Consider the following 25,543-nt stretch of genomic DNA (forward strand, 5'->3'; position numbering starts at 1 on the left):
AACTGATAGAAACAGAAGCCACTGGAGCACCTCAAAAACACCATCATACACTAAATCAGTAAGTTGGCAGCATCACCAAAAGCTAAAGGCGTATTAATAATCCCAACAATAATTGCGAGTTGACTAAGAAATTTTTTCATTTTTCTCCCCTGGCGGCAATGCAGTCGAGTGCCATCCTTGCTACGGGCAGCGATTCACTGCCGGCAGGCAGGGCATACGGCACCTTGCATTTATCCCGATCGCTACCCCCCCAGACCATTTCCAGCACACCCTTCATTGGCACTCCTGCCATATAAACCTCGCCGGTATCATCGGCAATACCCGTGGCGCCGACGCTTTTCTCAGTGACTACCGTTCCGAACGGAACGGGATGGCCATCATGGGTGAGGCTAAACATTGCCCGCAGGCCTACGTGGGTCCGGTATTCCGCCCGCACGATGGCGCCCTGGGTCGGTACGACGTCCTGAACTGTGTCATCCAGGTCCGTATGTATATCCAGGCTCTTCACATCCAGCGCAACGCGATTACGTCGGTACACGGTGGCATAGGGCATTACCGCATAGCCCCGCCAGTCTGTGCTGACCCCCGTTTCGTTCTCCACGTGAACGCCTTTCGCGCCCGGCGCTTTAATCAGCACGTTAGTGTCTCCCAGCGACTGGCTGAAAGTGACGCCGTTCGCATGGGCCACTACGCCGCCGGACAGATCCCAGTTCCAGGCGTGTTCATTCTGGCTATAGCTGTAGCCGCCGCTGGCCCGGCCCGCTTCTCCCTGCCAGCTTGCATTCAGGCTGCCGCTGCCGCCGCTCCGGCTGCTGTGCCCCTGCATCACGCTGTAGTTCATATTGTTCCCTTCAAGCAACGTTCCGCTGACGCCCGTCTGCATCTGGGTGACGCCGTCCTGGTCTCGGCTCATCTGGGCCGTGGCATACATGTTATTGAGGCGGTCGTGCTCTGCCATGCTATGACCCAGCCAGCGCCCAAAGGGGATCGACACGTTCAGCGACACCAGACGGTCTGTCCCCGGCATGCCGTTACTCCGGCTCAGTGAGTAAGAAAGGCTGTAGTTAATGCCGTTCCAGCCGCTGGAAAAGCCCGCCTGATACCAGGTGTCGTTGCCGGTACTGTTCCAGTAATCCTGTCGCGTGGCCGAGAGGTTCAGCGAGCCAATATCGGACACCTGCTGCGAGACGCTCATCTGCAGGCGACCCTTTTTGCTGTTGCGCAGGTTGTGATAGCTGACGGGTTCCTGATGACGACCCTGGCCGTTGCCATCCTCTTTCCATTCATACTGGTAGCCATTCATGGCGCTCCAGGCCGCCTCATCCAGGGTATAAAATCCCCGGGTGGAGTAGCGATAGCCAAGCAGCTGGAAGGTGGTGCCATAGTTATTGAGGGATTTGGCATAGAGAAAGCGCACCGACTGGCCGTTGTGCGAGCTACCGTCGGCCAGTTCACTGCGGGCAGTGGTAATATCGGCTGACACGGCACCCCAGGTACCCAGGTTTATGCCTGCGCCGGCCACGGCCGAGGTATAGATTTTCGCCACCTGGCTTCCGCTGTAAAGCGTCACCCCATTGGTGAATCCTTTGGCAAGGGTTCCCTGGATAAAGAGGGGGGCATCCTTACCTGTCAGGCCGCTGCGATAGCGCCCGGCCACTACGTCATATTTCAGGCGCCCCTCGCGTTGCAGCAGAGGCACCGTTGAATAGGGGACCACAAACGTCTGCACGGCACCCGATTCACTCTTAACCGTTACCTCCAGATTGCCGCTGGACGAGGTGGCGCTGAGGTCGGTGATTTCAAACGCGCCGGACTGAACGGTGTTCTGATAGATTACGTATCCGTTCTGTCTGACCGTCACCTGTGAGCGGCCTGTCGCAATGCCGCGGATGGTTGGCGCAAACCCCTGCTGGCTATCGGGATACATCGGGTCTGAGGTGTAGAGTCTGACGCCGCGAAACCCCAGGCTGTCATAAATATCGCCCGAACTGTTGCTGTCGCCCAGCACCAGCTCACTTTTAAAGGGAATGACGGTACGCTCAACATAGGTGGAAATATTCTGCCACTGGCGCTGGCTGTTACCGTTGCTGTAATCCGAGTAAACCCATGCGCCGTTGTTGCGCAGACGCCAGGCCCCCAGGTTCAGGCCGCTGGTGAGATTAAGATAATAATTACTGCTGTCATTCCCTTTGCTGCCTGTCAGAGTGTAATCCAGCAGGCCGGCGTTAATGCCCTCATCCCACTCTTCCGGCGGGATATAGCCCTTGATACTGTTCTGCAGCGCCGCCTGTGGGAAGGTCAGCGTCAGCCGCTGCGATGAAAAATCATAGTATGACGATGCGCCCGGGAAGATCCGCATGAAATCAACGCACTGTCCCTCATCCTTCATCTTCTTCAGTTCATCAGCCGTCGCCGTATTTACCCCGAGGCGCTTTAGCCATTGTAGAGTCAGGCAGGGGACCAGCCCTGTGCCATCATCCTTTGGCCGCTCTGGGCCGGGCGTGATGCTCTTGTCAGCCTTTGCCGCATCAAAGCGAAGGGGACTGGTGGTGATAAATTCGTCATTTACCCATATGTCCACCCGGTACATGCCGGGCAGTTGTCCAGCGCTGTTTTCAAAGCGGGACAGGTCCGCTACTTCCCCTCCGTCTCTGGACAAAAAGGCGGGATTAAACCAGTCCTGGGCTCGGGCAGGGCCTGCCAGTGCAACAAATACGGCAAGCGCAGAGTACCGGAAACGGGGAACCCGGTACGGATTACGCAGTACTTTGCGCTTTAACTGATGCATGACTTGACTCCCAGATCTGAACGAGCTGATTTTCCGCACGGGATATCAACATGCGGGAAAGTGCGAGTTGAGGAACAGGTTAAGAGGATTTACCCATTTTCTGCTGGGTGATGGCGCCGTAGTCATTTACCGTCTGGTAATGCGCTGGCCCGGTAGCGCCTGCTGGCAGCTTCAGCGTTCGCTGACCAAAGGGCTCAACCATGGTGCTTTCGAGTTTTTGGTTACCCACGCTGATGTTGACGAGCGACTGGTAATAGGGCGTTGGGTTTTTAACGATAAGTTGTCCTGCCGTCTGCTGAAAGCTCAGCTGCGCCGCGGATTCAGGCTCGCTCATCTTCAGCCCGTCCGGGCGCATAAACAGCTTCATCCTTGACAGGACGGCCAGCTGAAGAGTATTGGCACCTTTGATCGCACTCTTGTCTACGGCGGGGATGGCCTTGACGTTCATCCAGTAGACCACTTCGCGATCCTGGGGGAGAGGTTTGCCGGTATAGACGATACGCAGCGTGTTTTCACTTTTCGGCGCCGCAGCAAACAGCGGCGGGGTAACAATGAATTCGCGATCGCGTTGACCCTTGTCGTCTTCGACCCAGGCCTGAATCAGGTAACGTTCATGGCTGTCGCTGTTAGTGACAGCGAGAGAAGCCTGATTGTCGCTTTCTGGATAAATGACGCGCGTAGCGCCGGGCGCAATGCCGCCCGCCGTGGCAGGCTGGCAGCTGAAAAGCACCAGGGCAGCAACCGGGAGTAAAGAGACCATTTTTTGCATAGTGTGAAACCTGTTTCTAAAGTCAGTGAGCATTACGGGTAGGCAATATCAAATCGCACTTCACTGTGCAGTTCGCCGGGCAAGGGGCTACGCGACGTTGCTCGATAGCGCGCAATGTAATGAAGCGCGATATCGCTTCCGTCCGGTTGGGAAAAAAAATCCGGGACGCCTCCCGGTATGACCTGATGTCCCGCCGGGTCAGTGATTAATAATCCAAGGCCGCTGTAACCGTCGCTTCCGGAACCGCCTGTTGGTCGTGCGTCAGAAGCGGCAACCAGAAAGACATCTGGCTCTTTAGGGGCTGTCATTCCTGAAAACGTAATGCCGATACCGCCCGCCATACCGGGCATACAGTCTGTCAGCCTGATGGTGAACGGAATACCCGGCGTGGAGAGGTCACCCACCCGTTCAAATGCATGGGTAATGTATTGCCCCATATCCACATGCAGGTCCTGGCTGTCAGCGCTGACGACACATGCTCCGTTCGTCAGCTGTCCACGCATATGAACCTCACCTCCTGGTATGATGACGTGAACGTTTCTCGCCATCGCGCATCCGGTGTGAATCAACAGCATGAACAAGAGCGACATCAGAGGTTGTGGATATTTCATGAAATAATCCGGGAAAGTGTGCGGGGCGGCATAAGCCGGCCGTCCCGCGAAGGCAGATAAATCAGTTGTACTGCATGATGAAGTTAGCGTCCGCGTTGGCATCGCCAGCGGTGGCCACGCCTGTAGACTTATACTGCGCGGCGAATTTCAGGATGTTCTCGCCGTCAATCAGCGTGGTTTTATTGACGAAAGTAGAGCCGTCAAATTTAACTGGCTTTGACTGGTTATCCAGAACCTGGATAGCAATGTTGGATGCCGTACCGCTGTTACCGCCAGAGAGATCCTGATCTATGCCCAGCAGTGAGCTGTCAGAAGTGGTGCTGTCCGCACGGCCGGAAAACGCAACGGCTGCAGTTTTTGCCACAGAGGAATCGCAGTCTTCCAGTTTAATCTGGAACGGAACCACGGCACCGAGCTGACCCGCCGTTTTAAAGTGGTGGGTGGTGTACTCGCCGAGCTTAACTTCCTGATCGCTGGTATCCGTGCTGACGGAGCAGGGCGCTGCCACCAGCTTTCCTTTAAAATGCACGGTACCGCCGTTAACGGTAACGGTTGGCGGCGCCGGTGGCGGATCACCCGCATTAGCCGCACCTGCAAATAAGGCCAGCGCCGTACCCATTGTTACCGCAATTGTTTTCAGTTTCATTTGAAAGACTCCATTGTAAGTGATCGTATTATCAGCAATTTATTTTCAATACAGGCTGCCGCGCAGCCATATTTATCAGTACTTCAGTGTGCTGATAAATATGGCGTCATGATGCTAATGGTTTATTTTATTGTTTGTTTTTATACGTTTGAGGAGAGTTTAATGTCGCTGAGGCAATCGAGCTCGGTTGCGAATTCTCTCAGAGGAATAAAATAGTCGCTTTGATTGTCGTGATTTTTCAGGCAAAACTCTATTTTCTTTCTTAAATAGGCTATTTCACTGGTGTCCAGTTCGTTGCCGCAGATAAGTTGAAGGAATTTAATTGCATCAGCTATTTCTATGAAACCATAGGCTTTAAGTATGTTTAATGCTCTTTTCCGCGTAAGAAAATGCGGGGCCGATATTTCTTTCGGCTTTCGTTCAGAATTCATTTATTTTTGCTACCATCCGTTTCGGTGGGGCTAGTATATCCATTTCAGATTGATCGGCAACAGCGATCAATATTCAAATCACGATAGCCTGGAGCTATTGTTATTGGGTTAATGATCGAATTGAACGATGGCGTGTTATGATATTAGTCAAAATAAACCCAAATTATTCAATGAATTAGATGGGGTTGTTTTGGTTTTAATTTTTTTGCCGCTTGTAAAAAAGATGTTTTTTGGCAAAAAAATCCCAGAAAAAGAATAAAAAGTTTAAGTGAGTCGTTTATTGACCATTAACTTATATCGTTATTAATTAAATGCTAAATAAATGGTTTGATAAAAAATATCATCATTTAACAAAAGTAATACAAAACCGTTCGCGATAATGAGGTTGTCTGGTGGATTATAAGTTCTCTTTTCGGGTGCTTTTCGAGGAAGAGGTAAAGGCATACCGAATTCGGGGCGAGGCAGTAAGTGCAAGGGCAGCGTTAGCCATTTAATCCTGGGCCTTTCAGGATCTCGCCCTTCAGCCTCTTTTTTAGCGATAATGTTACGGAGTGGTTGATGCCGTTGTTAAATCATACTCTTCTCGCGCCTTGCGAAAATGCTCTGCAGAGGTAATTATCCAGCGCCATACCGGCATCATCTGTATCAGCATCTCTTTGCCCAGCTCGGTAACAGAATATTCGACCCGCGGTCGTTTTTCCTGGTAATCGAATCGGGCTATCAGTCCGTCACGCTCCAGCTGTCGCAACGTGCGGGTCAGCATTCTCTGCGTTACGCCGTTCAGACGGCGACGAATATCGGCATGACGCATAGGTCCATTCGTGCCCAAAATATGCACCACGCCCAGCGACCAGCGGTTGCCTGTATGCGTTAATATTTCGCGTTTCAAACCATCATCATCGTCACTGAGCTGCTCACATATTTCTTTGGAAAATTGCAGTGCCGCCTCGCGCTCCAGGTTCATTGTTCCTCCGGTATCACTGATGTGCCTAATTGAACCCAAATCTCGGTCCGTGTCAGGCTGGTTAAAACAGCAGGAGAACAGTATGACGTATTCGCATAAGAAATCAGAAACGCAGATTTTAGTGATCGGCGCCGGTGAACTGGGTATGGCGGTGTTACGTGCATTCAGCCGCAAGACAAAGTTATATCCGCAAAATAAGATAAGCGTGCTGCTTCGGGACGACGCCGCGCAAGGAAGCAGTGGCAGGCAAGAAAAACGGCTGGATGCGTTACGTAAGCTGGGCATTTCAATCGTGAAAGGCGATCTGGAAAAACAGTCTGTAGAACAGCTAAGCGCTCTTTTTAGCGCCTTTGACGCGGTCATCAACTGCAGCGGCTTTGTTGGTGGGTCAGGTACGCAGTTAAAAATTACGCAGGCGGTACTCTCAGCAGGCGTTGCACGCTACTTTCCCTGGCAGTTCGGTGTGGACTATGAGGTGGTGGGAAAAGGAAGCGGGCAGGAGGTTTGGGATGAACAGCTCGAGGTGCGCCATAGGTTGCGCGATCAAAAAGACACTGCCTGGGTGATCGTTTCTACGGGGATCTTTACCAGCTATCTGTTTGAACCCGGTTTTGGCGTCGTGGATGATCCAGGTAAAACCGTTTATGGACTCGGTGACTGGGATAATGCCGTTACGCTAACTACGCCAGAGGATATCGGCACATTGACCGCAGAGATATTTTTTCATCAGCCCCTTTTTCGTGATGAGATCATTTATATCGCCGGCGATACGTTAACGTATCGTGAGCTGGCTGATTTGATGCAGGCCCATTGGGGTGAAAATATTCAGCGGAAGTTGCTGAACAATGAAAAGCTTCGCAACGACGTGCAAAACCACCCGGATGATATCGCAGCGAAATACCGACTCGCTTTTGCGCGTTCTGATGGCGTTGCATGGAGCAAAGCAGAAACATTCAATGCACGTCGGGGAATAGCAACGACCACAGCCGCACAATGGCTTGAATCTCGTCAGGATCGGTAAAACACAGAATACAGGCGCTACGTCTGGCATGGTCTTGTCGCTAAATTACTTAGCGACTCTTATCTGCAGGAGTGTGAGTCGGTGGCTGCCAGTTTTTCTCTTCCTGAAACTATACCAGGCGTCGGGCTCGTGCTTACCCGTGAATGAAACCCTGCCGGGCGCGGATCGCATTCCTGCCGATCAGAAGGCCGCGGTCTGGAAAAGCATCGCCAGAATTAACAACGTAACATGGTAAATTTTCGAACGGGCCGATATAACAGAGGAAGGACAACGATATCATCGAGGAAAACATGACGCTTTCGCACGAATTAATCCTGATTTACACCACTTACTTTGTCGCCACTGCCAGCCCCGGGCCAAGCAATATGGCCATTATGGGGACGGCAATGAAAAAAGGCCGCGGCGCAGCGCTGGCCCTGGCGGGTGGTGTGATAAGCGGTTCGATGATGTGGGCGTTGCTGGCGGCCTGTGGTGTGCTAACCGTGCTGGCGACCTTTGCACAGTTGCTGATAGTGTTAAAAATCGGCGGTGGTTTATATCTGTTATGGCTGGCATTTAAAGCGGGCAAATCCGCGCTGGCCCGCTCTGACTCCAGCATGGTGACCACCAGCGATAAAAGCGTCGCCTATGGCAAACTGTTTCGCCAGGGGATCCTGATGCACGTTGGCAACCCTAAAGCCATCCTCACCTGGGTGGCGATCATGTCCGTCGCACTTAAACCAGGCGCGGCAGTCTCTACTTTACCCACCATAATTTTCGGCTGTGCGACCATTTGCGTGCTGGTGTTCTGCGGCTATGCGCTACTCTTCTCAACCGCAGTAATGAGCGCATTTTATCGTCGTATTCGTCGTGGGCTTGATGCGCTGTTAGCATGCTGCTTTACGATTGCAGGTCTGAAGCTGGTATTTAGTCGTAGCTAAAGAGGGCGCCTTATTTGTTGCTACGCCGCCTGTTCGTTATGTCTTTTTTGCTACTGGCGAACAGCGGCAAATATTCCGACAGACTTTCCGGCTCTGAGGCTGGAGTCTGTTGGGAAGGTAATGCCTTCAGTAGGTGTACTGACGTTACATATCAGGAACAGTACGGCTACCTGAGGTCATGTATGCTGGTTCATAAAGTAATTTATGTAAGTGATATATTCTTCATTCATTGGTGAAGGCAACCGGTCCACAGGAAAAAATTCAAGAGACAGACCTTCGGCGGGATCGTTGATTAATTCACCTGACCAGTTTTGGGTGAAGTACAGGGCGGTAAGGACGTTAATTTCATCCTTGTTTTGTAGCGTAAAACTGTACTCTGGGCCTGAAAAAATCTTCAGAAAGGTAAGTGAGTGAATATCGAGGTTAGTTTCCTCTTTTACTTCACGCATGGCCGTTTGCTCCAGAGATTCTCCTGGCTCCAGCAGTCCTCCCGGTAGTCCCCAAGTTGAATCTGTACGCTGCTGAAGCAATATATAAGCGTCATCCCGCACAATGATGACATTGGCACCCGCAAGCAAAAGCATACGGTGACCGATGATGCTGCGCATTTCTGAAACGTAGCTCAAATTAGCTCCTTAATGACTGAATAATGACTGTGCTCACTGCCGTGCATCAGATTATTACCTGGCGACCCGGTTTTGAATGGGTCCATCCTGGCTTTCCCCAGTCCTGAGCATTCCTCAGTCTGATTCCGCTTGCGTGCAGCGTTGATTGCCAGATATTTTTCAAAGGTGTCAGCCTGTCGAAAACGCGAAGCGCAATATTTCTCTCTGCAAGCTCTGCGGGAAGGCGGGAAAAATGGGTAAGACTCACAGGTATAACGTCGGTTCGGCATACCCACATCCCCACTTCGCCCGTATATTCAAAACAGTCCGCGGGCAGCTCATACCTGAAAACCTGTCCGAACTTAAATCGGGAAAGCCAGGCCTGTTCTATACAGGCTATTGCTGTTGAGCTGGTGGCCTCGCCCATCCATCGTTCCCTGTCCGTTTGGGTAGTTTCAGGCAGAGGCCAAAAAACGATGCGTGGACACTCACGCGGAAAAAGGTAAAGAAGCTCATGAGCTTCATCTGTTGTCCATACTAATGAACCGTTCAGCCATTCCTGTCCTGCTGGCCTGTCGACATGTACCCGCAACGGGCGCGGCCTGAAGATTGATATGTTCGGGTTATCACTGAAATGAAAGAGGCGCATTGAGTACTCCATTTTTTGAAAGCTCAGGTACAGCAGATCGACATCGTTATTCTGTGGCACGAAGATTTTATTTATATGAACGCCTTACTTCCTGTTCTGGCTGTTTATCAGGGGGCTTATGGCGCGGTCATTCGGGACGATTATTTTAGTGAAGTAAGGCAGCTGTTAGCGTGCCAGCTCAAGCCCGACAGACTGCGACGCGACGACCGAGCAACTTTTATTACATCACCTAAATATCCTTTTCATAATCGATTGTTTTTTTGACCGCAATAAGGGCAAGCCGGAGTTTATCCATACTGACTGAGCCTAGCGCGAGGCGTATGGCATGAGGCACGTTTTGTGATGTGCTAAATGGCTCTGCGGTAGAAACAGAAATCTGCTGCTTTAATAAACGATGCACAATTCGCTCAGCTCTGATCTCACCGGGTAGCGGTAACCAGATAAAGTACGAACTGGGATGACTTATCCAGTCATCATCACACAGTATCTCGCGGGCAATGGCCTGACGCTGGCGGGCATCACGCCGTTTCAGGGATTCCAGCCGCCTGATCGTGCCATCTTTAATCCAGCCGCAAATAATGGAGACCATCAGAGAAGGGGTATTCCATGTTGTGGCGCGAATGGCACGCTCAAGCGCTCCTCGCATGCCAGCCGGGCAAACCACGGCCCCGACACGCAGACCGGTCGCAATATTTTTCGCAAAACCGGTAATGTAGACCGTTCTTTCGGGTGCATAACAGGCCAGTGGCGATGGAGGACGATGAACGAGAAAAGCATAGGCTGCGTCCTCGAGTAAGATCAGATCAAAGGTTCGGGCAATCAGAGCGATCTCCCTGCGCTGGGCATGACTCAGCACCCAGCCAAGCGGATTATGCAGCGTAGGCATGGTATAGATGGCGCGGACGCGCCTGCGCTGACAGATTTGCCTGAGCGCGTTCAGGTCAGGACCATCGATACCGGCAGGTATCGGGGCAAGCTCCAGATGATAAAGAGCGGCCAGGGCTTTAAAGCCTGGGTAGATCAAGGCATCGACCGCCACGACATCGCCAGGTTTTAGCAGGCCCATTACAGCAACAGCGAGGCCATGCTGGGCACCATTCACGATCAGGATGTTATCCGCAGAGGCTGTAATGCCCGTTTTCGCCAGCCATGACGCAATGATATCGCGATCGTTTTGTCTCCCGGCGTGAGGCTGATAACGCAGCAGCGATTCCAGATCGCCTGTCGTAGCCAGCTGGCGCATTGCTTCTCGTAACAGGTCCGCCTGGTTCGGCAAAGCAGGGTAGTTGAAGTTCAGATCCACCACGTCTGATGCCACCACATGCTGGTCAGTGCCGAGTCCGGCAGGCAATGAAATATCTCTGACAAACGTTCCGCGACCGATTTCTCCACTCACAAGACCCATGGCTTCCAGTTCTGTATATACGCGCGTGGCAGTTGCCAGAGAAATATGTTTTTCACCGGAGAGCGCTCTGTGTGTCGGGAGTCGGGTGCCAGCCGGAAGGCTACCGCTTCGAATCGCGGCGGCGTATTCATCCACGATAGCTTTATAGCGTGCCTTCATAAATTGTATCCATGACGATTTTTTGATTGTCACAAATCATGAGGGCTAGCATAGGGGCTGTCAATTTTGTCGACGCGCTGCTTCTGCCAGCGAACTAAGTGAGGGATATGGTGGCAACAAACAGGGTTAATGAAGCTGTGCCTGGTGCAGTGTCCGGCTGGGTCAATGGCTTGCTGGGCGTAATAATATTCAGCGGTTCGTTACCCGCCACACGGATAGCGGTTCAGGATATGAACCCTCTTTTTCTGACGTTTATGCGGGCGTCCATTGCTGGTGTTCTGGCAATTATGCTGATTCTGCTTTTCAGGCAGCAGCGTCCGCGGCGCAGCCAGATATTTTCCTTAGTGGTCGTTGCGCTGGGCGTTGTTATCGGTTTTCCCTTACTGACGGCAATAGCGCTGCAGCATATCACCTCTGCACATTCCATCGTTTTTCTGGGGTTATTGCCGCTCGCGACCGCCATCTTTGGCGTACTGAGAGGAGGGGAAAGACCGCGACTGACTTTCTGGCTATTTTCCGCAATTGGCAGCCTGTTAGTGTCTGGATTTGCTCTGACGCAGAGTGCTTCCAGCTCCGCGAATGGCGATCTGCTGATGCTGGCCTCCGTGGTTATTTGCGGGCTGGGCTATGCCGAAGGCGCAAAATTGTCGCGTGAGCTGGGCGGATGGCAGGTCATCAGTTGGGCGTTGATCATCTCGCTGCCGCTAATGCTCATCGCTACTTTTATGTTCATACCAGAGAAAGTTAGCGCAATTAGCGTACAGAGCTGGCTGGCGTTGGGATACGTATCCCTTTTTAGTATGCTGATCGGTTTCATCTTCTGGTACAAAGGATTAGCTGCTGGCGGTATTGCATCCGTAGGTCAGCTACAACTGCTGCAGCCTTTTTTTGGGCTCGCGCTTTCAGCCTGGCTGCTGTCAGAAACGGTAACCCCTGCGATGCTTGCAGTCACGTTGGGAGTTATTCTCTGCGTTATCGGTTCGCGCAAATTTGCCCATTAAGGTTCGTAACGGTGCTGTTGTAGCAGGCTGTTTGTGACGGTTCCCTTCTGGTGTAAAACCACCATTCTGCTTCCTGGTATTGCTCCGGCTAATTCTGTCCCGCCTGGGCGTTAAGGGGAAGAGTGGCAACGGGAAGTGGTGTTTATGCTCACCTTTTCAGTTAAAAGCGGAGAGTGCTGTAATCTCGCTGGAAGTCGGCCCGCCCACTGCGAGCGAAACGCGGATCCCTCCATCCCCGCCAGACAGTAAAAACAGCCTGAACTATTCAAAGCGAAATGCTTTTGAGGTTGCGGAGTAGTGATAATCGTAATATCGTTAGTTACATGAAAAAAGACAGCCGACTTTCGACCGTATTGCATATTCTGCTGCACATGCAGCTTCATGCTAAACCATTGACTTCTGAGTACCTTGCACAGTGTGTCGGCACGAACTCAGTTGTTATCCGTCGCATGATGGGGCTCTTACGCACCCAGCAGCTGGTTTCATCAACGGCGGGCCCCGGAGGGGGATGGTCTCTGACGGCGCAGCTGGACCGGGTTACTCTGCGTCAGCTACATGACGTACTGGGAGAGCCAGCCGTTTTTGCTATAGGCAATCGCAATGAACACCCCGAATGTCTGATTGAGCAGGCCGTTAACGCCGCCCTGTGTGAGGCTTTTGACGAGGCTGAAGCGCTACTGCTGGCCCAGTTCGGGCGCATTACCCTGGCCGATCTGCTGGCCGATGCTGAAAGACGCAATCACGGAGGTAAGCATGAAATATGACGCAATAATCATTGGCGGTAGTTATGCAGGTATGGCGGCTGCCCTTCAGCTGATAAGGGCCCGGCGTCAGGTGCTTATCATTGATGCCGGAGAACGAAGAAACCGTTTTGCCAGCTATTCGCACGGTTTCCTCGGACAGGATGGCGTCGCTCCTGACGTGATTTTTGAAAAATCCCGTGAGCAACTCATGCGTTACCCTTCTTTGCGGTGGTATCAGGGCCGTGCGGAAAAAGTAACCGGTGAAAAAGAGGCTTTTCAGGTACAGACACTCGCAGGCGACCGCTTTGAGTCACGCCGTATACTCTTTGCCACGGGGGTCAAAGACCACCTTCCAGAAATTGATGGTCTACAGCAGCGATGGGGACAGCATGTGTTTCACTGCCCTTACTGCCATGGCTACGAACTCAACCTGGGACACCTGGCGGTCATTGCAACCGGCGAGATGGCCGCACATCAGGCGCAGATGGTTGCAGAATGGGGTAGCGTTACTCTCTTCACTAACAATGCTGTTGTACTGAACGAGGAAACAGAGACAGATTTACGTCAGCGCGGTATCACCGTTGAGGCTGCGCCGATTAAGCGCCTGGTCAATGATGCGGATATTGAGCTTGCCGATGGGCGTATATTACGTTTTGCCGGAATATTCACTGCACCCCGATGCCTGCCAGCTACGGACATTGCGGAAACCCTGGGCTGTGAAATGGAAGAGACTCTGTTTGGTACTCAAATCCGCAGTAATGACCTGAAGGAGACGACAGTTCCTGGTGCGTTTGCCTGCGGAGATGTAGCTCGCGTGCCACATTCGGTCTCTCTGGCGGTCGGAGACGGCGCATGGGCAGGAGCAGCCGTCCATCGATCACTGATATTTTGATCCGCGGGTTTATCCTGGGCGAGCCTGATTACCACTGAGCCGTCTTTGAGCCGGCATACAGGTTGTTTTCGACCAGGCTGCAGGCAGAGGTGACGTGGTCTTTTACCGCTTACATATAGCGCCCGGTATGTCAGTAACTACCGCATCCGTTGCGCGCGCGTCGGCAGCTTTCGGGTTTTACCTGACCAGAAAAGATACGCAATCCATTTTTTATGCACAATTTTGTGCTTTAGTTCCTGAAGTGAATACTGGCTGGCTTTCCAGGAGCGTGACCTTGAACCGCCGCTTTTTTCTTACCGGTCTGGCTGCGACCGCCTTTGTTTCAGGCCGCCTCTCCTTTGCCTCGTCATTCAGGGAAAATACCCTCATTCCGCTCTGGAACAGCACGCCCCCTGACGGCGGTGGTCCAGTAGGACAGATGCACGTTTCAGCTTCCGGAGCACAGAGCAATATAAGCGTTCCGACCCTCACCGTTATTAATCCCGTCCGTCCGAATGGACGAGCGGTGTTAATAGCAGGCGGCGGCGGTTACAAGCGCATAGAAGCAGGTAAAGAGTCATTGCCTGCCGCTGCATGGCTAACCGCGCGTGGATATACAAGTTATATCCTGAGCTATCGTCTGCCCGATGAAGGCTGGCACGACGGGAAGTTGGTCGCGTTGCAGGATGCGCAACGAGCATTACGCATAGTCCGGGAGAGGGAAAAAGAGGTAAGCGTCCTGGGATTCTCCGCAGGTGGACACCTGATGGGAATGCTTGCACTGCGTCCAGGATTTGAATCCTATGCACCAACAGACGAGATTGATCAGATTCCTGCAAAAGCCGACAGCGCAGCGCTTATATACCCCGTCATTACGCTTGAAAAGCCTTACACGCATACTTCCGTGCACAAAATATTTGCAGGTGCGCACGCTTCATCAGCAGCAGAAGCTGAATGGTCTGTTCAGAATTATGTTACGCCTTCTGCGCCTGCCTTTTTTCTTGTTCAGGCAAAGGATGATCCTGTTTCTGATCCAGCCAATACTCTTATTATGTTTTCGGCCTGTGAGGCAAAACATGTGCCCGTAGCATTACACCGTTATTCGAGTGGTGGACATGGCTTCAGCATGGGCAGGCCCGGAACCCCTACAGAAGAATGGCCCAAACGATATGAGAAATGGCTGGCTGAGCACTGATTAATAGAGCGCGTAGCTTTAATGCTCTCAGGGGCTTCTGGGATCGGTATGACACATGCCGGGCAGAGCTCGGTTTCACAGATGAATGAACAGGGCCTTAGCCGGCACAGGCGCGTTAATGAGGAGGCAGCAAACCTCAGGCACGTTTACGAGCTCATGCCCAACGGCCGCCAAAATCTAGTCCATAAGATGAAAGCGTCCTGCTTTGAGGAAAATCGTGTGGGCCATGCCTTCTGAACTGTTCTTCTGACGTGAAGAATCGTATCTGACCGTTAGCCTTACCCGATACATCAGGCGGCCGCTTCCGGCATAAAGCGGCCCGCCACTCTTGATAAAACCCTGACTGGTTAGCAGTCAGGGGGATAACACTCAACAGCAGGGCGATCCGATCGCGCGCCTGACTGCCAGGATTATTCTACCGCGATGGGTTTCTCATCCACCCTGGTTTTCTCTTCCCCCTGGATCTGCCTGATGCGCTGCTCAGTTTGGTTGACCGCGCTGGCGTTATTCAACAGCGTATAGGTCAGCTCAAAGGTAGTGCTTTGTCCGGGCTGCAACTGCTTCACGCGATCCTGCTCTTTTTCAATCGTGACCGGATAGGCATAGTTAGTGCCTGGCTCAATACCCGTAACGTAACCCTGTTTCAGCGTATCAGTGTTTTTCCACATGGTTAGCAGCGGCAGCTGATGGATATCGAATTCAATTGAGGCGCCTTTATCGCCTTTGCTGTTGATCACCGCAGCCAGCGTTTTGCCGTTATTGTCTGCTTTCGGCACAAGGTTAAAGACCATTTCATCGAAGTCTTTAGTTGGCGCGCCGTAAATGTTCCACTCTTTCAGGCCCGTTTTGGCATAATCGTTGAAGGGCGAAACGGACTTCAACGGCGCGATAAAGCGCGCATTTTTTTCCAGAATCGGCGTTCCAAAATTACTGTGGTAAATGATCTGATAATCATGCGGATAATCGCCACGATTGGTCAGCACATCATGCAGAGTAAAGGAATTAGCGCCAGGCACATAACGTAGCTCGGTCCAGGTTTCCAGATTGGCTTTTTTGAACGTGTGCTCTTTTAGCAGGCCGCGAACGCGAATCTCATGAGGCGCTTTATCGTCAACAGTGACTTCAACCCTGGAAGCTGGCGTATTGCCCGCCTTACCGTGCAAGGTATAAACCATGCCATCTTTCACTACCGGATGACCCGTCCATTCGTAACCGCAACGCACCATCATTTCATTGAAACCCTCCAGCCAGCCTAATCCATTGCGGCTTTCGAGATTGATATAGGCAGGATTAACGACCTCATTTACCGGTGAATCCCATCCCAGCCGTACGCCATAGCCATTCACATGCAGCAGATCCATGCCGCGCGTTGGGCTAAGCGCTATGGTCAGCCCATTTTTGCTGGTAATGGTCAGCACCTTTGAGCCCTCCTGCTTGCCACCATGTAATACTTTTTGCTCTATGCTGAACGCTTCGCCAGAGAGCTTCAGCTTCTCGCTGTCTGTCTGCCAGTTTCCCTTGTCAGTTCCGGCTTCAGCATCGGTCAGCACCCACGTTTGTGCTGCAGCCTGACCACTGATCGCCGCCATAACCATGCCTGTGAAAAGTGCAGTTTTCATTTTTACGCATCCTGTTGCTGAATTGATTTAGCTAAAGCCGGCCAAGAGTATAAATAGCGCTTGAGGGAAAACGTGATGAGGCTCACCTGGTGTGATTTTCTATGCAGTGAATAAGATAAATAAGATCCGTATCACACACGTTAGCTTAAAAAACGCGCAATTCTGGCAGGTGTAAAAGGGTGAGACAGAAAAGAGGGGATTTTAATTAAATCGTTTCAGCTAAACATATCTCTCAACCGACAGGCTGCTCATTCATTAGTAGAACACAGGTTTTGAACTGCTCTTCAGAGCGGGTTAATCACCAGAGGTCGCTGTTAAAGCGCAGTGCCACAACGTGGGCCCCTGGCACGCACCATCAGCCAGATGTTGAGAGGGACTGACGCGTTTCTGCAAGGCAACCTTATTCGTAAGCACGATAGCGGGTTCAAACTCTAAAAAAATCGTCGCAATACCGCTCCAGGCGTGCAAGTCGTAATACATCCACAAGTAAAGTGTGCGCTTAGCAGCAAAATCCCATCATGCCGATTGTCAGCGTATTTGCCACCTCGTAGGCTGAAAATGATTTTATTGAGTCATTTTTAAACTCAGTGAAACATTTATTCTAATTAAAGGCTTACCCTGGAGTCCCTAATGAAAATCCTCAAGGCGATACTGTTACTTGGTCTGCTCTCCAGTTCTGCCTCAGCGCTGGCAGAAAAAATCGGCGTATCGATGGCTTACGTCGACCAGAATTTTTTAACCATTATTCGCCAGTCGATAGATAAAGAGGCCAAAGCGCGCGGGCTTGATGTGCAGTTTGAAGATGCCCGCGGCGATGTAGGTCGCCAGACCGATCAGGTGCAGAGTTTTATCGGCGCGGGTGTGGACGCCATCATCGTCGACCCTGTAGATTCCGCCAGCACCCCACAGCTGACCCGGCTGGCGCAGCAGGCGAAGATCCCGCTGGTCTACGTGAACCGTACGCCGGGCGATAAAACACTGCCGAACGGCGTAGTGTTTGTCGGCTCCGACGAGCGGGAGTCGGGCACCTTGCAGATGGAAGCACTGGCGAAAATGGCTAACTACAAAGGCAATGTGGCCATCATGATCGGTAACCTGACGGATGCCGGCGCACTGCAACGTACTAAAGATGTAGAGCAGGTTGTGGCGAAATATCCGGGAATGAAGGTCGTGCAGAAACAGCCTGCTAACTATGCGCGTAACGAAGGCATGGATCTCATGCTGAACTGGATCGGTAACGGCGAAGAGATTGATATCGTTGCTGCCAATAACGACGAGATGGCGATAGGTGCAGCAATGGCGCTGGCTAAAAGCAATAAGAAGATTTTAGTGGGCGGCATTGATGCCACACCGGACGGGCTGAAAGCGATGTCACAAGACAAGATGCAGGTGACAGTGTTCCAGGATGCAGTGGGTCAAGGCAAGGCGTCAGTGGATGTGGCGCAGAAGTTGATTAAAGGCGAGAAAGTGGATTCGCACCTGTGGATTCCGTTCGAGCTGGTGACCAAAGAGAATATGCAGAAGTACGTTGCGAAGAGCGAGTAAATACGTTTAAAGCAGGCGGCTTGCATCTGTCAGCCGGGCGTAGGGCTAGCCATGATAAATGGCATTGCGGAAGCGACTTACTCTGCTCGGGACAGGGGCGGTTATTATCTATCGGCTTGATATCATCCTCGCCTGCCAGGCAGGCGAGGAAACCATTACTGACGTCGGACGACGCCAGAAAATCAGCTTTAACGCTGCCAGCACTGCAGTCTCAAGAAGAATGTACACACTTCCATTTAGCGCGCTGGTCAGCAGCGCCCTCTGCTACTTTGCCTGGTTCCGGCTGCACATCCAGCTAAATGCTTGTGCGCGACTCGCTTAAGCGTTAAACCGCAGGATAGTCGCCGGTGCCATCAGGCCAGGGCGTCAGCAGATCAAACCCGTCCTCGGTCACCGCCACCGTATGTTCCCACTGGGCGGAAAGGGAGCGATCTTTCGTGACCACCGTCCAGCCGTCAGAAAGCACGCTGGTGCCGGCTTTACCGGCATTGATCATCGGTTCAATGGTAAAGATCATGCCTGGCTGAAGCGTCAGACCTTCGCCTGGCGTGCCGTAATGCAGAATCTGCGGCTCATCGTGATAAATCTGGCCGACGCCATGGCCGCAATAGTCGCGCACGACCGAAAAACCTGCCTCTTCGGCGACGCGCTGAATAGCCGCGCCGATATCTCCCAGCGTAGCGCCCGGTTTCACGCTGTGAATGCCTGCAACCATCGACTGATAGGTGATGTCTACCAGGCGCCGGGCACGCACTGACGGTTCGCCGACAAAGTACATGCGGCTGGTATCGCCGTACCAGCCATCTTTAATAATGCCGATATCAATATTGACGATATCCCCTTTTTTCAGCTTCTTCGCTGAGGGAATACCGTGACAGACCACATGATTGACTGAAATACAGGTGGTGCGCGTATATCCCTGATAGCCGATATTGGCGGGGATAACCTTCAGTTCGTTAACGATAAAGTCGTGGCAAATATCATCCAGCTCTTCAGTTGTCACGCCCGGCTGTACATGCGGCGTAATCATCGCCAGCACCTGCGCAGCGGCATGACCCGCCGCGCGCGCCAGTTCAATCTGTTCTGAGGTATGGATCTTCACGCTTCTTTTCACTGCACGTCTCCTTGTGGAATGCGTTCGGAAGTCGATATCAACTGACGCAGGTCGCTGCCATGCTCCAGTTCAACGCGGATCAACAGCTGCGCCAGCTCCTGCTGGGTAAATTGCGGATAAAGCTCCGCCAGCATGCCCAGCTTAAGCCAGTGTTCGGCTTGCGCATTGATGGAGCGGCTCATCGCCTGGCTAGCGATACGCAGGTTCTCATGCATCAGGTCGGAAATTTTAACAATGCCCATAGCGGCCTTATATGGAATATATATGTTTTGTATATAGCTTAACTTTTACCGCCTGACATGCAAGGAGAATTTTAGACTGTCCGAAAATGTCCGAAAATCATATACATGCTTTAGACCAGCACGTACTCGTGCTCTGCGGGGATCAAGATACTTTTTGGTTATTGGAAGGTTTTTAAGGCCACGCAGCCGCTGCGCAAAAGCTTCGCCCTGTCTGGCTTCATACAGGCGTCCGGACAGACTTCTTATGTCGTGAAAGGTCGGCGGATTCTCGATTGTGTCCAGGCCACAGCGCGCACGTGCTCGGGAAAATGCCTGGGTAATATTTTCTGGCGAGACCGGGCCGGGTTTGCGTCCGTGACGTCTGGTGGCTGAATAAATCAAATACTCAGCAGGATTATCTCTTCGGCATAATGCAATGCCATCACTCAGCGTCATGTCTATTTCAGGAAGCCCGAGCGCGACAGGTATGGCCAGCGTGTTTCCTTTTTTGCCTTGCGTAATAAACAGGCGCCCGTCTTTGACATCCGAGAATTTCATACGGGTGATATATTCTCTGCGCTGTGCGCTGTGCGCTGTGCGCTGTGCGCTTAACAGCGCGATGAGCATGGCTTTATAAAACCACGGCTCCACTTCACGCGTGGCCTCCAGCAATTTGCGAAGATCTTCTGTTGAGAGCCGGCTTCTCTGTATTTTGGGGCTGATGTACGCGTAGGTCCAACAGGGTTTTTTCGATAATCCCGGCCACAATGGCTTCCCGGAAGATGTCGTTCAGCACACACCTGAGGATAACTGCCATTGTCTGTTTGCCACCAGTGATGTACCAGCTGGGCCTGAGAAAGCCGAACAGTCAGGTACATAAAACTCATACGGATAAAAGGGAAGAACAGCTGTGATTTCCCCACGCCGGTATTATGGCCTGCCAGACACACTGCTTTAGTCATTACAGGTAAAATAAGCTTATAAGCGCCCGGTATTGATGCTGTTACGATCGGGAAAGTGGGCAGCGTTGAATATGAGTACATAGACGAGCAGTTGAAATAACAGCGGAGCCAGCCAAAGAGAGAAGGGTCACTCAGGCAGGTTTTTTTTGCGTCTGAAACATCGTTTCAGAGGTGGTGTAGTAGTTTTCGAAATAGCCTGAAAAGTTAGGCTTGCGGTAAAAAAGCCGGGCAGGCAGGAGCCGCTGGCTTTCTGTGGGAGCGTCATCCAGTCTCATAAGAACGTCCCTGAAACCGAATTCTACCGAATTACTCAGCGAATGATCGATCACCACGCCCCGGTAGAATCCCACGCGGTCGAGAAGATCTGCACGCTGAGCGATACCTAAATCAAAAAAGTCTGGCTCATCTTTGAACCGGGCTTTATGGGATTTCAGAAGGTCAACAACCTCACGCGGCGCGAATTCATGATTATCATGGGCAAGAGCGCTGAGTTTTTCAAAAAGGGGGGCGGCAAGGTCGGGCGCTTCAACCTGTACAGCTTTGAGAAGCCTGGTCCGGTGATCGGCCAGTTCAGCACACTGTCGTTTCTTCTGCTGCTCAGTCTCTACCTCGGCCTGTGTAACGGCTAAAAGCTGCTGCTCCTGCATGGCCTTATCCACACGGCTGCTGACATCATCAGGGGCACGGCCTTTGCCACCATGACTCGTATCTATTGGATTGTCTGACACTCAGTACTCCTTGATCTATATCTGGTCAGCGCAGGTGTCTGAAACCTGCCGTGTACCGTGAGTTTATAATTTAGCCGGATCGTGCTGTCATAATGTCACCGACCGTTGCAGGCGTCGGTACAGGAGGTACATTTCCCGGTAACACTGTCAGAAACCAATGTTCACCCGGATCATCACCATCTGGTCGCGCGTGCGCTGAGCATCAAGCCCCAGCGTGCCCTGATAGGCAATGCCCGGTGTAATGCTGTACGGCAGAAGGAAATCAATGCCGGTGCCGACCGTCATCACCTGCCGGCTCGTCTCGGTCAGCGCCACGCGCCAGGTATCATTGGCGGTGTCAGCATAACCGACGCGCGCGGTGCCACTGTTGCTAAGCGTCTGTGCATACTCGATGCGCCCCTGCAGGCGCATTGCACCCCAGCGGGCTGGCACAATGCGTTCCCCCCGCAGTCCGGCGGCCGTCACGACCTGCGCCGCCGTCTGTGGGCCATAGGCAAGGCTGTACGCACCGGCGCCCGACTCGCTGAAGCCGTCCAGCCACGTGCGGGTGTACTGCAGACGGGCGTAGGGTGAAACCAGTCTGTCGGGCGCACGAAATTCATAACCCGAGGTCAGTGACGTAAAGACCTGACGCCCCGATCGGGAACCGCGGGCCACAGCGTCGGAATCGGTTACCGCACGGCGGCTGTCAAAGTTCAGCGAGCCGTGTCCCAGCAAACCATCTACAAAGAAGGAACCCGGGTGATAGCTGCCGTAAAGGGCGGCGCTGAGTGCGCGCCCGTTCGTGCGGGTGCCGTCGTCACCAATGTCGCTGACGTCGCGGCCGAAGCCAATGCCCGCTCCGCCGGTAAAGGTCCCGGTAAAGCGATAGTCGGCCCCGGTGGTGACACCCACGGTGGTGTGACTGAAGCGCACCCCGTCCGCATTGTCGCCGCCAAAATCGACATAGCCCCCGGTCCAGTACGACACCCGCTGTGCCTGCTGCCCGCCAGCAAAAGGCAAGGCGGGAACGTCTGGCCGGGCCTGCGCGTCGTTCAGGCCGGATTTCTGCTGCAGCCAGGCCTGGCCCCACATTTTCTGATCCGCATTACGCTCCGGCCCGGAGGAAGGCATGGAAAAGTGAACGCCGGTCATGTCAGGAGGCAGGTCAGCCCCGCGATGCAGCTGCTCCAGGCGGTCGCTGAAGTTACGCAGCTGCGCGCGGGCAAAATTCTGTGCGGCCTGATATTGCGCGCTCACCAGTCCGATGACGTCAGCATCCTTCGAAGGGTCGGGGCGCGCGGTAATGGTCAGGGTTACCCGGGCCGGTGACGTTGAGCCGGCGGCGCTGGTCAGAACATAGCGGAGCGTGAGGGTTCCGCTGGCCTGCGCGGCGGCGGTGAACAACAGCTGATAGTCGGCACCGGAAGCCTGGACTGATGCCTTACCCAGGCTGCTGTCCGGCTGCTCCTGCAGCCGGACGCCGGTGAACGGACCGCCGGTCGCCCCGCCGGTCAGGCTGACAGTAACCGACTGCCCGGCTGCAACCGTGGCGGCGTGGTCAGCCGCGGACGGTGCCTCCGCGCCAGTTTCCAGCGAATACGCGGCCTGCAGAGCCCTGCCGGTGGCATCCGTCACCAGAACGCTGAACGTACTGCTTCCACTGGCCAGAGGGGTTCCCGAAAGCTCGCCGTCGGAAAAAGTCAGTCCACGCGGCAGGGTGCCGCTCAGCTGCCAGCGATAGGGCGCGGTGCCGCCCGTGACGCCGAGGGCCTGAAAATATGCCTGCCCGGCTTTCCCCTCAGGCAGGGCGCCGCCCGCGGGCTGGAGCTGCAGAGCGGCGGGTGCGGCGGCGCTGACGGCCAACGAGTAGCTGGCCGTGCCGCTGTTGCCCAGGCTGTCAGCGGCGGTGACCTGGAAGCTGTAACTTCCCGCCGCAGACGGCGTTCCGGCCAGCGCACCCGTTGCCGCGTTCAGCGTGACGCCGGCGGGCAGGGTGGTGGCACTGAATGTATAGGGTGCGCGGCCGCCCGAGGCCGTCAGCGTCTGGCTCCAGCTGCTTTCCGCCGTGGCAGCATTCAGTGCGCCACTGCCGGGTGACAGCGTCAGCAGCACCGGCGTTACGGTAAGTGACACCCGAGCGCTGGCGGAGGTGCCGCTGCCGTTAGACGCGGTATAGGTGAAGCTGTCGCTGCCCGCATAACCCGTGGCCGGGATGTAGGACACCGTCACACCCGAGACGGCCAGGCTGCCGTGAGCCGGCGGGCTCACGATGCTGACCGAACTGGCCGTCCCGCCGGAGAGACTGAGCGTGACTGGATTGCTGCTGCTGTTGGCGACCACGGTGGCAGTGCTGTCGCTGGCCACCGGCGAGGCGGCGCTGACGACCAGCGTATAGCTGGCGCTGCCGGTAGCACCGTTCGCATCCGTCGCGGTGACCTGGAAGCTGTAGCTGCCTGCGGCAGAGGGCGTTCCGGACAGCGTGCCAGTAGTTGCGTCGAGGGTTATCCCGGCGGGCAGTGCAGTGACGGACCAGGTCCAGGGCGAGGTGCCGCCGGAGGCTGTCAGACTCTGTGACCAGGCGTTCCCCACGGTGGCAGCGTTCAGTGCGCCCGATGCCGGCGTCACCGCCAGCGCCGGAGGAGTGACGGTCAGAGACACGGTGGCATCGGCCGAGGTGCCTCCGCTGTTAGACGCATTCCAGATAAAGCTGTCGCTGCCGGAATAACCGGCTGCGGGCGTGTAAATAACCGTGGTTCCGCTGACCGCAGCACTGCCGTGAGCCGGGGTGGAGACAAGCGTTACTGACGTTGCCGTTCCGCCACTCTGGGAGAGCGAAATGACGTTGTTCGTACTGTTAGCGGCTACGGTGGCGGCGCTGCCTGACGAAACCGGGGCGGCTTCCGCACGGGTGACGCTGATCGTATACGCCCGGGTCGTACCGTCCTGCGCCGTGACGACGACGGAAATGCTGGTCGTGCTGTCGGTTGCCAGGCTGACGGACCGGGACGCCGAGCCGGATGCCACGGCGGTGCCGTCCACGGTGACGGTGGCGTGGCTTTCAGTGACAACGGGCGTGACCGTGACGGATGACACGCTGCTGGCGACCGAGGCGCTGTAACTGCTGGCTGAGGCACTGAACGACGGTGAGAGCGTGCCTGACGAAAGCGTAAGACCGGAGAGCGTGGCGTCGCCGGAGGCCGTCGATGCGCTGGTGCAGCTGAACACCAGGTTGCTTATCTGACCGTTCGCCGTCGTGGCCCGGATAGCGACGCCGTTTGCCTCCAGGCTGCCTGACGGTACGGTGATGGTCACGGTCTGAGACGTGCTACTAGTGGCGCTGGCAGCATTATAAGTCTGGAAACTGCTGAGGTTATAACGCGCGATGCTGACGCTGTCGGCGGTCGTCGCGTTTCCGCCGTATGCCGCACCGCTGTCGGTAAAGCTCAGTGTCAGGGCATCACCGGCCGCAAAGTCAGACGCCGGGTAGCGGTTTGAGCTGAAGGAAAGACTGGAAGATCCCGACAGGGCATTTACTGCGGCGCAGCCACTGGACAGGGCGAAGGCAGCTGGCACAGAGCAAAATATGACAAAAGCAGTCGTCAGGCCGACAATTATCCGCCCGAAAAAATTGGTACAGCCCATAGTTCACCCGGAAGCATTTGCTAGTTTGTTTTTAAGATTTATCCTAAAAGATAAATTATCATGAGATATTTCTGCCACAAATACTGCCTGGCGAATGTAAGCGCCCCCGCCGCGTTCAGTCGCATTCCCAGTGAAGCCTCCTGATGTCTGAGGATTCTAAAATGATAAGTTCTGCTGAAGATAAAACTCTTTAGAATAAAAAACTGGACCCAGATTATGGCCGGACACGCATATTGCAGATTAAAAAGCAGGATACCGGCTGAATGAATTAGAGCCGGGTGTACGGATGCATTCGATTTTCGAGCAGGAAAGGGAAAAGAGATAAACAAACTGCTGTCAGCACATAACGTTTGATTTTGACGTCCTCAAGGTCTTCAAACTGCATGCCTCAGAAGTGCTTCTTGCCATATTAAGCTGGCGGTTCCATTAGCTGCTCGATTGCAAAGATGTGAGCCAATCTTGTTAGTGCCGTAACGGCCTCTGTATCATTTATCGCTGCGATTTACATCGTCTCGATCATGGTTTTATATCTCTCTTTGTTACGGGTATAGCACTCAAATCTACTATAAGAGTTCGAGTGCAACGTCAGCTTCTGGCACAGAGCTGACCCGAGAATCAACAACCTAATCTCTGCCTTGGGGTATGCAGTAGAGCAGGATCGTCAGGCCTTAGTTTCAAATGTCTGAAAAGGTTTTAAACGAATGGGTAACCAGATTTCACCGGAGAATGAAATTACAACTAAGGAGCAACGGTCTCCTGGAATGAAGCTTGATAAGCTACCAGAGCCCGCCCAGATTGCTAAATTTCGCGCATTCTGGCGAGCAGAAGGGAAACAGTTCAGGCAGGCACAGGGGGGAACCTGTAACTGGCTCAAATGAATCGCCACGGATAATCTAGACACTTCCGAGCCGTTGATAATACTGGTTTTCATATTCTGTCGGTGACATCTGTT

Annotated in this window: 23 protein-coding genes; 7 read left to right on the plus strand and 16 right to left on the minus strand. The window is 53.6% G+C overall.

What is annotated here, in order from left to right; genetic code table 11:
- Positions 1-136 precede the first annotated feature (136 nt).
- From fimD to EKL29_RS21790, 6 genes are all read right to left on the minus strand, one after another.
- Positions 137-2,788 carry an outer membrane usher protein FimD gene (gene fimD / locus EKL29_RS21765; protein WP_126690699.1) on the minus strand — a complete coding sequence of 884 codons (2,652 nt, stop codon included), beginning with the start codon at positions 2,786-2,788 and terminating at the stop codon, positions 137-139.
- Between the two features lie 79 nt (positions 2,789-2,867).
- Positions 2,868-3,557: a fimbria/pilus periplasmic chaperone gene (locus tag EKL29_RS21770; protein WP_311779056.1), complete on the minus strand. Its 690-nt coding sequence runs from the start codon at positions 3,555-3,557 to the stop codon at positions 2,868-2,870.
- Positions 3,558-3,589: 32 nt separating this feature from the next.
- The gene (locus EKL29_RS21775; RefSeq protein WP_158618944.1) at positions 3,590-4,168 is read right to left on the minus strand and encodes a fimbrial protein; all 579 of its coding nucleotides are present in this window, start codon (positions 4,166-4,168) and stop codon (positions 3,590-3,592) included.
- A 61-nt stretch (positions 4,169-4,229) separates the two neighbouring features.
- Entirely contained in the window at positions 4,230-4,814 is a 585-nt protein-coding gene (gene fimA / locus EKL29_RS21780) for a type 1 fimbrial major subunit FimA (RefSeq protein ID WP_120458418.1), read from the minus strand.
- A gap of 140 nt (positions 4,815-4,954) precedes the next feature.
- On the minus strand, positions 4,955-5,245 hold the full coding sequence (locus EKL29_RS21785) for a hypothetical protein (RefSeq protein ID WP_126690703.1): 291 nt from the start codon (positions 5,243-5,245) through the stop codon (positions 4,955-4,957).
- Between the two features lie 544 nt (positions 5,246-5,789).
- Positions 5,790-6,209: a helix-turn-helix domain-containing protein gene (locus EKL29_RS21790; RefSeq protein ID WP_126690705.1), complete on the minus strand. Its 420-nt coding sequence runs from the start codon at positions 6,207-6,209 to the stop codon at positions 5,790-5,792.
- Positions 6,210-6,291: 82 nt separating this feature from the next.
- Here EKL29_RS21790 and EKL29_RS21795 point away from each other — a divergent pair, with 82 nt between their 5' ends.
- Together EKL29_RS21795 and EKL29_RS21800 are read left to right on the plus strand one after the other, a co-directional pair.
- Positions 6,292-7,230 carry an aromatic alcohol reductase gene (locus EKL29_RS21795; RefSeq protein ID WP_126690707.1) on the plus strand — a complete coding sequence of 313 codons (939 nt, stop codon included), beginning with the start codon at positions 6,292-6,294 and terminating at the stop codon, positions 7,228-7,230.
- A gap of 290 nt (positions 7,231-7,520) precedes the next feature.
- Complete coding sequence (locus tag EKL29_RS21800; RefSeq protein WP_126690709.1) at positions 7,521-8,150, plus strand: LysE family translocator; 630 nt, start codon at positions 7,521-7,523, stop codon at positions 8,148-8,150.
- 176 nt (positions 8,151-8,326) lie between these two features.
- Here EKL29_RS21800 and EKL29_RS21805 read toward each other — a convergent pair whose 3' ends face one another.
- The 3 genes from EKL29_RS21805 to EKL29_RS21815 all read right to left on the minus strand — a co-directional run bounded on the left by EKL29_RS21805 (position 8,327) and on the right by EKL29_RS21815 (position 10,968).
- A complete protein-coding gene (locus tag EKL29_RS21805) occupies positions 8,327-8,776 on the minus strand; it encodes an NUDIX hydrolase (protein ID WP_126690711.1) in 450 nt (149 codons plus the stop codon).
- A 46-nt stretch (positions 8,777-8,822) separates the two neighbouring features.
- On the minus strand, positions 8,823-9,464 hold the full coding sequence (locus tag EKL29_RS21810) for a DUF6886 family protein (protein WP_311779057.1): 642 nt from the start codon (positions 9,462-9,464) through the stop codon (positions 8,823-8,825).
- A 169-nt stretch (positions 9,465-9,633) separates the two neighbouring features.
- Positions 9,634-10,968 carry a PLP-dependent aminotransferase family protein gene (locus tag EKL29_RS21815; protein ID WP_126690712.1) on the minus strand — a complete coding sequence of 445 codons (1,335 nt, stop codon included), beginning with the start codon at positions 10,966-10,968 and terminating at the stop codon, positions 9,634-9,636.
- Between the two features lie 107 nt (positions 10,969-11,075).
- On the opposite strand from EKL29_RS21815, the gene EKL29_RS21820 reads away from it, so the two are divergent.
- The 4 genes from EKL29_RS21820 (at position 11,076) to EKL29_RS21835 (ending at position 14,778) form a co-directional block, all read left to right on the plus strand.
- Positions 11,076-11,969: a DMT family transporter gene (locus EKL29_RS21820; protein WP_126690714.1), complete on the plus strand. Its 894-nt coding sequence runs from the start codon at positions 11,076-11,078 to the stop codon at positions 11,967-11,969.
- A 323-nt stretch (positions 11,970-12,292) separates the two neighbouring features.
- On the plus strand, positions 12,293-12,733 hold the full coding sequence (locus EKL29_RS21825; protein ID WP_120458410.1) for an Rrf2 family transcriptional regulator: 441 nt from the start codon (positions 12,293-12,295) through the stop codon (positions 12,731-12,733).
- Entirely contained in the window at positions 12,723-13,604 is an 882-nt protein-coding gene (locus EKL29_RS21830) for an NAD(P)/FAD-dependent oxidoreductase (RefSeq protein WP_126690716.1), read from the plus strand. The genes EKL29_RS21825 and EKL29_RS21830 overlap by 11 nt, the downstream gene beginning before the upstream one ends.
- Before the next feature lie 274 nt (positions 13,605-13,878).
- Positions 13,879-14,778: an alpha/beta hydrolase gene (locus tag EKL29_RS21835; protein ID WP_311779060.1), complete on the plus strand. Its 900-nt coding sequence runs from the start codon at positions 13,879-13,881 to the stop codon at positions 14,776-14,778.
- Positions 14,779-15,188: 410 nt separating this feature from the next.
- Here the strand turns inward: EKL29_RS21835 and EKL29_RS21840 are convergent, their stop codons facing one another.
- Positions 15,189-16,397, minus strand: a complete 1,209-nt coding sequence (locus tag EKL29_RS21840; protein WP_126690719.1) for an aldose 1-epimerase family protein — start codon at positions 16,395-16,397, stop codon at positions 15,189-15,191.
- 630 nt (positions 16,398-17,027) lie between these two features.
- Here EKL29_RS21840 and EKL29_RS21845 point away from each other — a divergent pair.
- Positions 17,028-17,942 carry a sugar ABC transporter substrate-binding protein gene (locus EKL29_RS21845; RefSeq protein WP_126690720.1) on the plus strand — a complete coding sequence of 305 codons (915 nt, stop codon included), beginning with the start codon at positions 17,028-17,030 and terminating at the stop codon, positions 17,940-17,942.
- A 325-nt stretch (positions 17,943-18,267) separates the two neighbouring features.
- On the opposite strand, the gene map is transcribed toward EKL29_RS21845, so the two are convergent.
- The 6 genes from map to EKL29_RS23425 form a co-directional block, all read right to left on the minus strand.
- Positions 18,268-19,056: a type I methionyl aminopeptidase gene (gene map / locus EKL29_RS21850; RefSeq protein WP_126690721.1), complete on the minus strand. Its 789-nt coding sequence runs from the start codon at positions 19,054-19,056 to the stop codon at positions 18,268-18,270.
- Complete coding sequence (locus tag EKL29_RS21855) at positions 19,053-19,298, minus strand: ParD-like family protein (protein WP_120458402.1); 246 nt, start codon at positions 19,296-19,298, stop codon at positions 19,053-19,055. The genes map and EKL29_RS21855 overlap by 4 nt, the downstream gene beginning before the upstream one ends.
- Positions 19,299-19,343: 45 nt before the next feature.
- Positions 19,344-20,045 carry a tyrosine-type recombinase/integrase gene (locus EKL29_RS21860; protein WP_311779058.1) on the minus strand — a complete coding sequence of 234 codons (702 nt, stop codon included), beginning with the start codon at positions 20,043-20,045 and terminating at the stop codon, positions 19,344-19,346.
- A gap of 325 nt (positions 20,046-20,370) precedes the next feature.
- Entirely contained in the window at positions 20,371-20,967 is a 597-nt protein-coding gene (locus EKL29_RS21865) for a hypothetical protein (protein WP_120458281.1), read from the minus strand.
- A gap of 147 nt (positions 20,968-21,114) precedes the next feature.
- The gene (locus EKL29_RS21870; protein ID WP_126690722.1) at positions 21,115-24,591 is read right to left on the minus strand and encodes an autotransporter domain-containing protein; all 3,477 of its coding nucleotides are present in this window, start codon (positions 24,589-24,591) and stop codon (positions 21,115-21,117) included.
- A gap of 661 nt (positions 24,592-25,252) precedes the next feature.
- On the minus strand, positions 25,253-25,543 hold a 291-nt coding region (locus EKL29_RS23425), incomplete at its 5' end, for a hypothetical protein (RefSeq protein ID WP_311779059.1).

Origin of the sequence: Pantoea sp. YU22 (genome assembly GCF_003970755.1) — a bacterium.
In the GTDB taxonomy this organism is placed as follows: domain Bacteria; phylum Pseudomonadota; class Gammaproteobacteria; order Enterobacterales; family Enterobacteriaceae; genus Pantoea; species Pantoea piersonii.

Bases quoted from the DNA above. Each gene is read 5' to 3' on its own strand.
- fimD (WP_126690699.1), bottom strand. From the start codon at position 2,788: ATGCATCAGTTAAAGCGCAAAGTACTGCGTAATCCGTACCGGGTTCCC.
- EKL29_RS21770 (WP_311779056.1), bottom strand. From the start codon at position 3,557: ATGCAAAAAATGGTCTCTTTACTCCCGGTTGCTGCCCTGGTGCTTTTC.
- EKL29_RS21775 (WP_158618944.1), bottom strand. From the start codon at position 4,168: ATGAAATATCCACAACCTCTGATGTCGCTCTTGTTCATGCTGTTGATT.
- fimA (WP_120458418.1), bottom strand. From the start codon at position 4,814: ATGAAACTGAAAACAATTGCGGTAACAATGGGTACGGCGCTGGCCTTA.
- EKL29_RS21785 (WP_126690703.1), bottom strand. From the start codon at position 5,245: ATGAATTCTGAACGAAAGCCGAAAGAAATATCGGCCCCGCATTTTCTT.
- EKL29_RS21790 (WP_126690705.1), bottom strand. From the start codon at position 6,209: ATGAACCTGGAGCGCGAGGCGGCACTGCAATTTTCCAAAGAAATATGT.
- EKL29_RS21795 (WP_126690707.1), top strand. From the start codon at position 6,292: ATGACGTATTCGCATAAGAAATCAGAAACGCAGATTTTAGTGATCGGC.
- EKL29_RS21800 (WP_126690709.1), top strand. From the start codon at position 7,521: ATGACGCTTTCGCACGAATTAATCCTGATTTACACCACTTACTTTGTC.
- EKL29_RS21815 (WP_126690712.1), bottom strand. From the start codon at position 10,968: ATGAAGGCACGCTATAAAGCTATCGTGGATGAATACGCCGCCGCGATT.
- EKL29_RS21820 (WP_126690714.1), top strand. From the start codon at position 11,076: ATGGTGGCAACAAACAGGGTTAATGAAGCTGTGCCTGGTGCAGTGTCC.
- EKL29_RS21825 (WP_120458410.1), top strand. From the start codon at position 12,293: ATGAAAAAAGACAGCCGACTTTCGACCGTATTGCATATTCTGCTGCAC.
- EKL29_RS21830 (WP_126690716.1), top strand. From the start codon at position 12,723: ATGAAATATGACGCAATAATCATTGGCGGTAGTTATGCAGGTATGGCG.
- EKL29_RS21840 (WP_126690719.1), bottom strand. From the start codon at position 16,397: ATGAAAACTGCACTTTTCACAGGCATGGTTATGGCGGCGATCAGTGGT.
- EKL29_RS21845 (WP_126690720.1), top strand. From the start codon at position 17,028: ATGAAAATCCTCAAGGCGATACTGTTACTTGGTCTGCTCTCCAGTTCT.
- EKL29_RS21855 (WP_120458402.1), bottom strand. From the start codon at position 19,298: ATGGGCATTGTTAAAATTTCCGACCTGATGCATGAGAACCTGCGTATC.
- EKL29_RS21870 (WP_126690722.1), bottom strand. From the start codon at position 24,591: ATGGGCTGTACCAATTTTTTCGGGCGGATAATTGTCGGCCTGACGACT.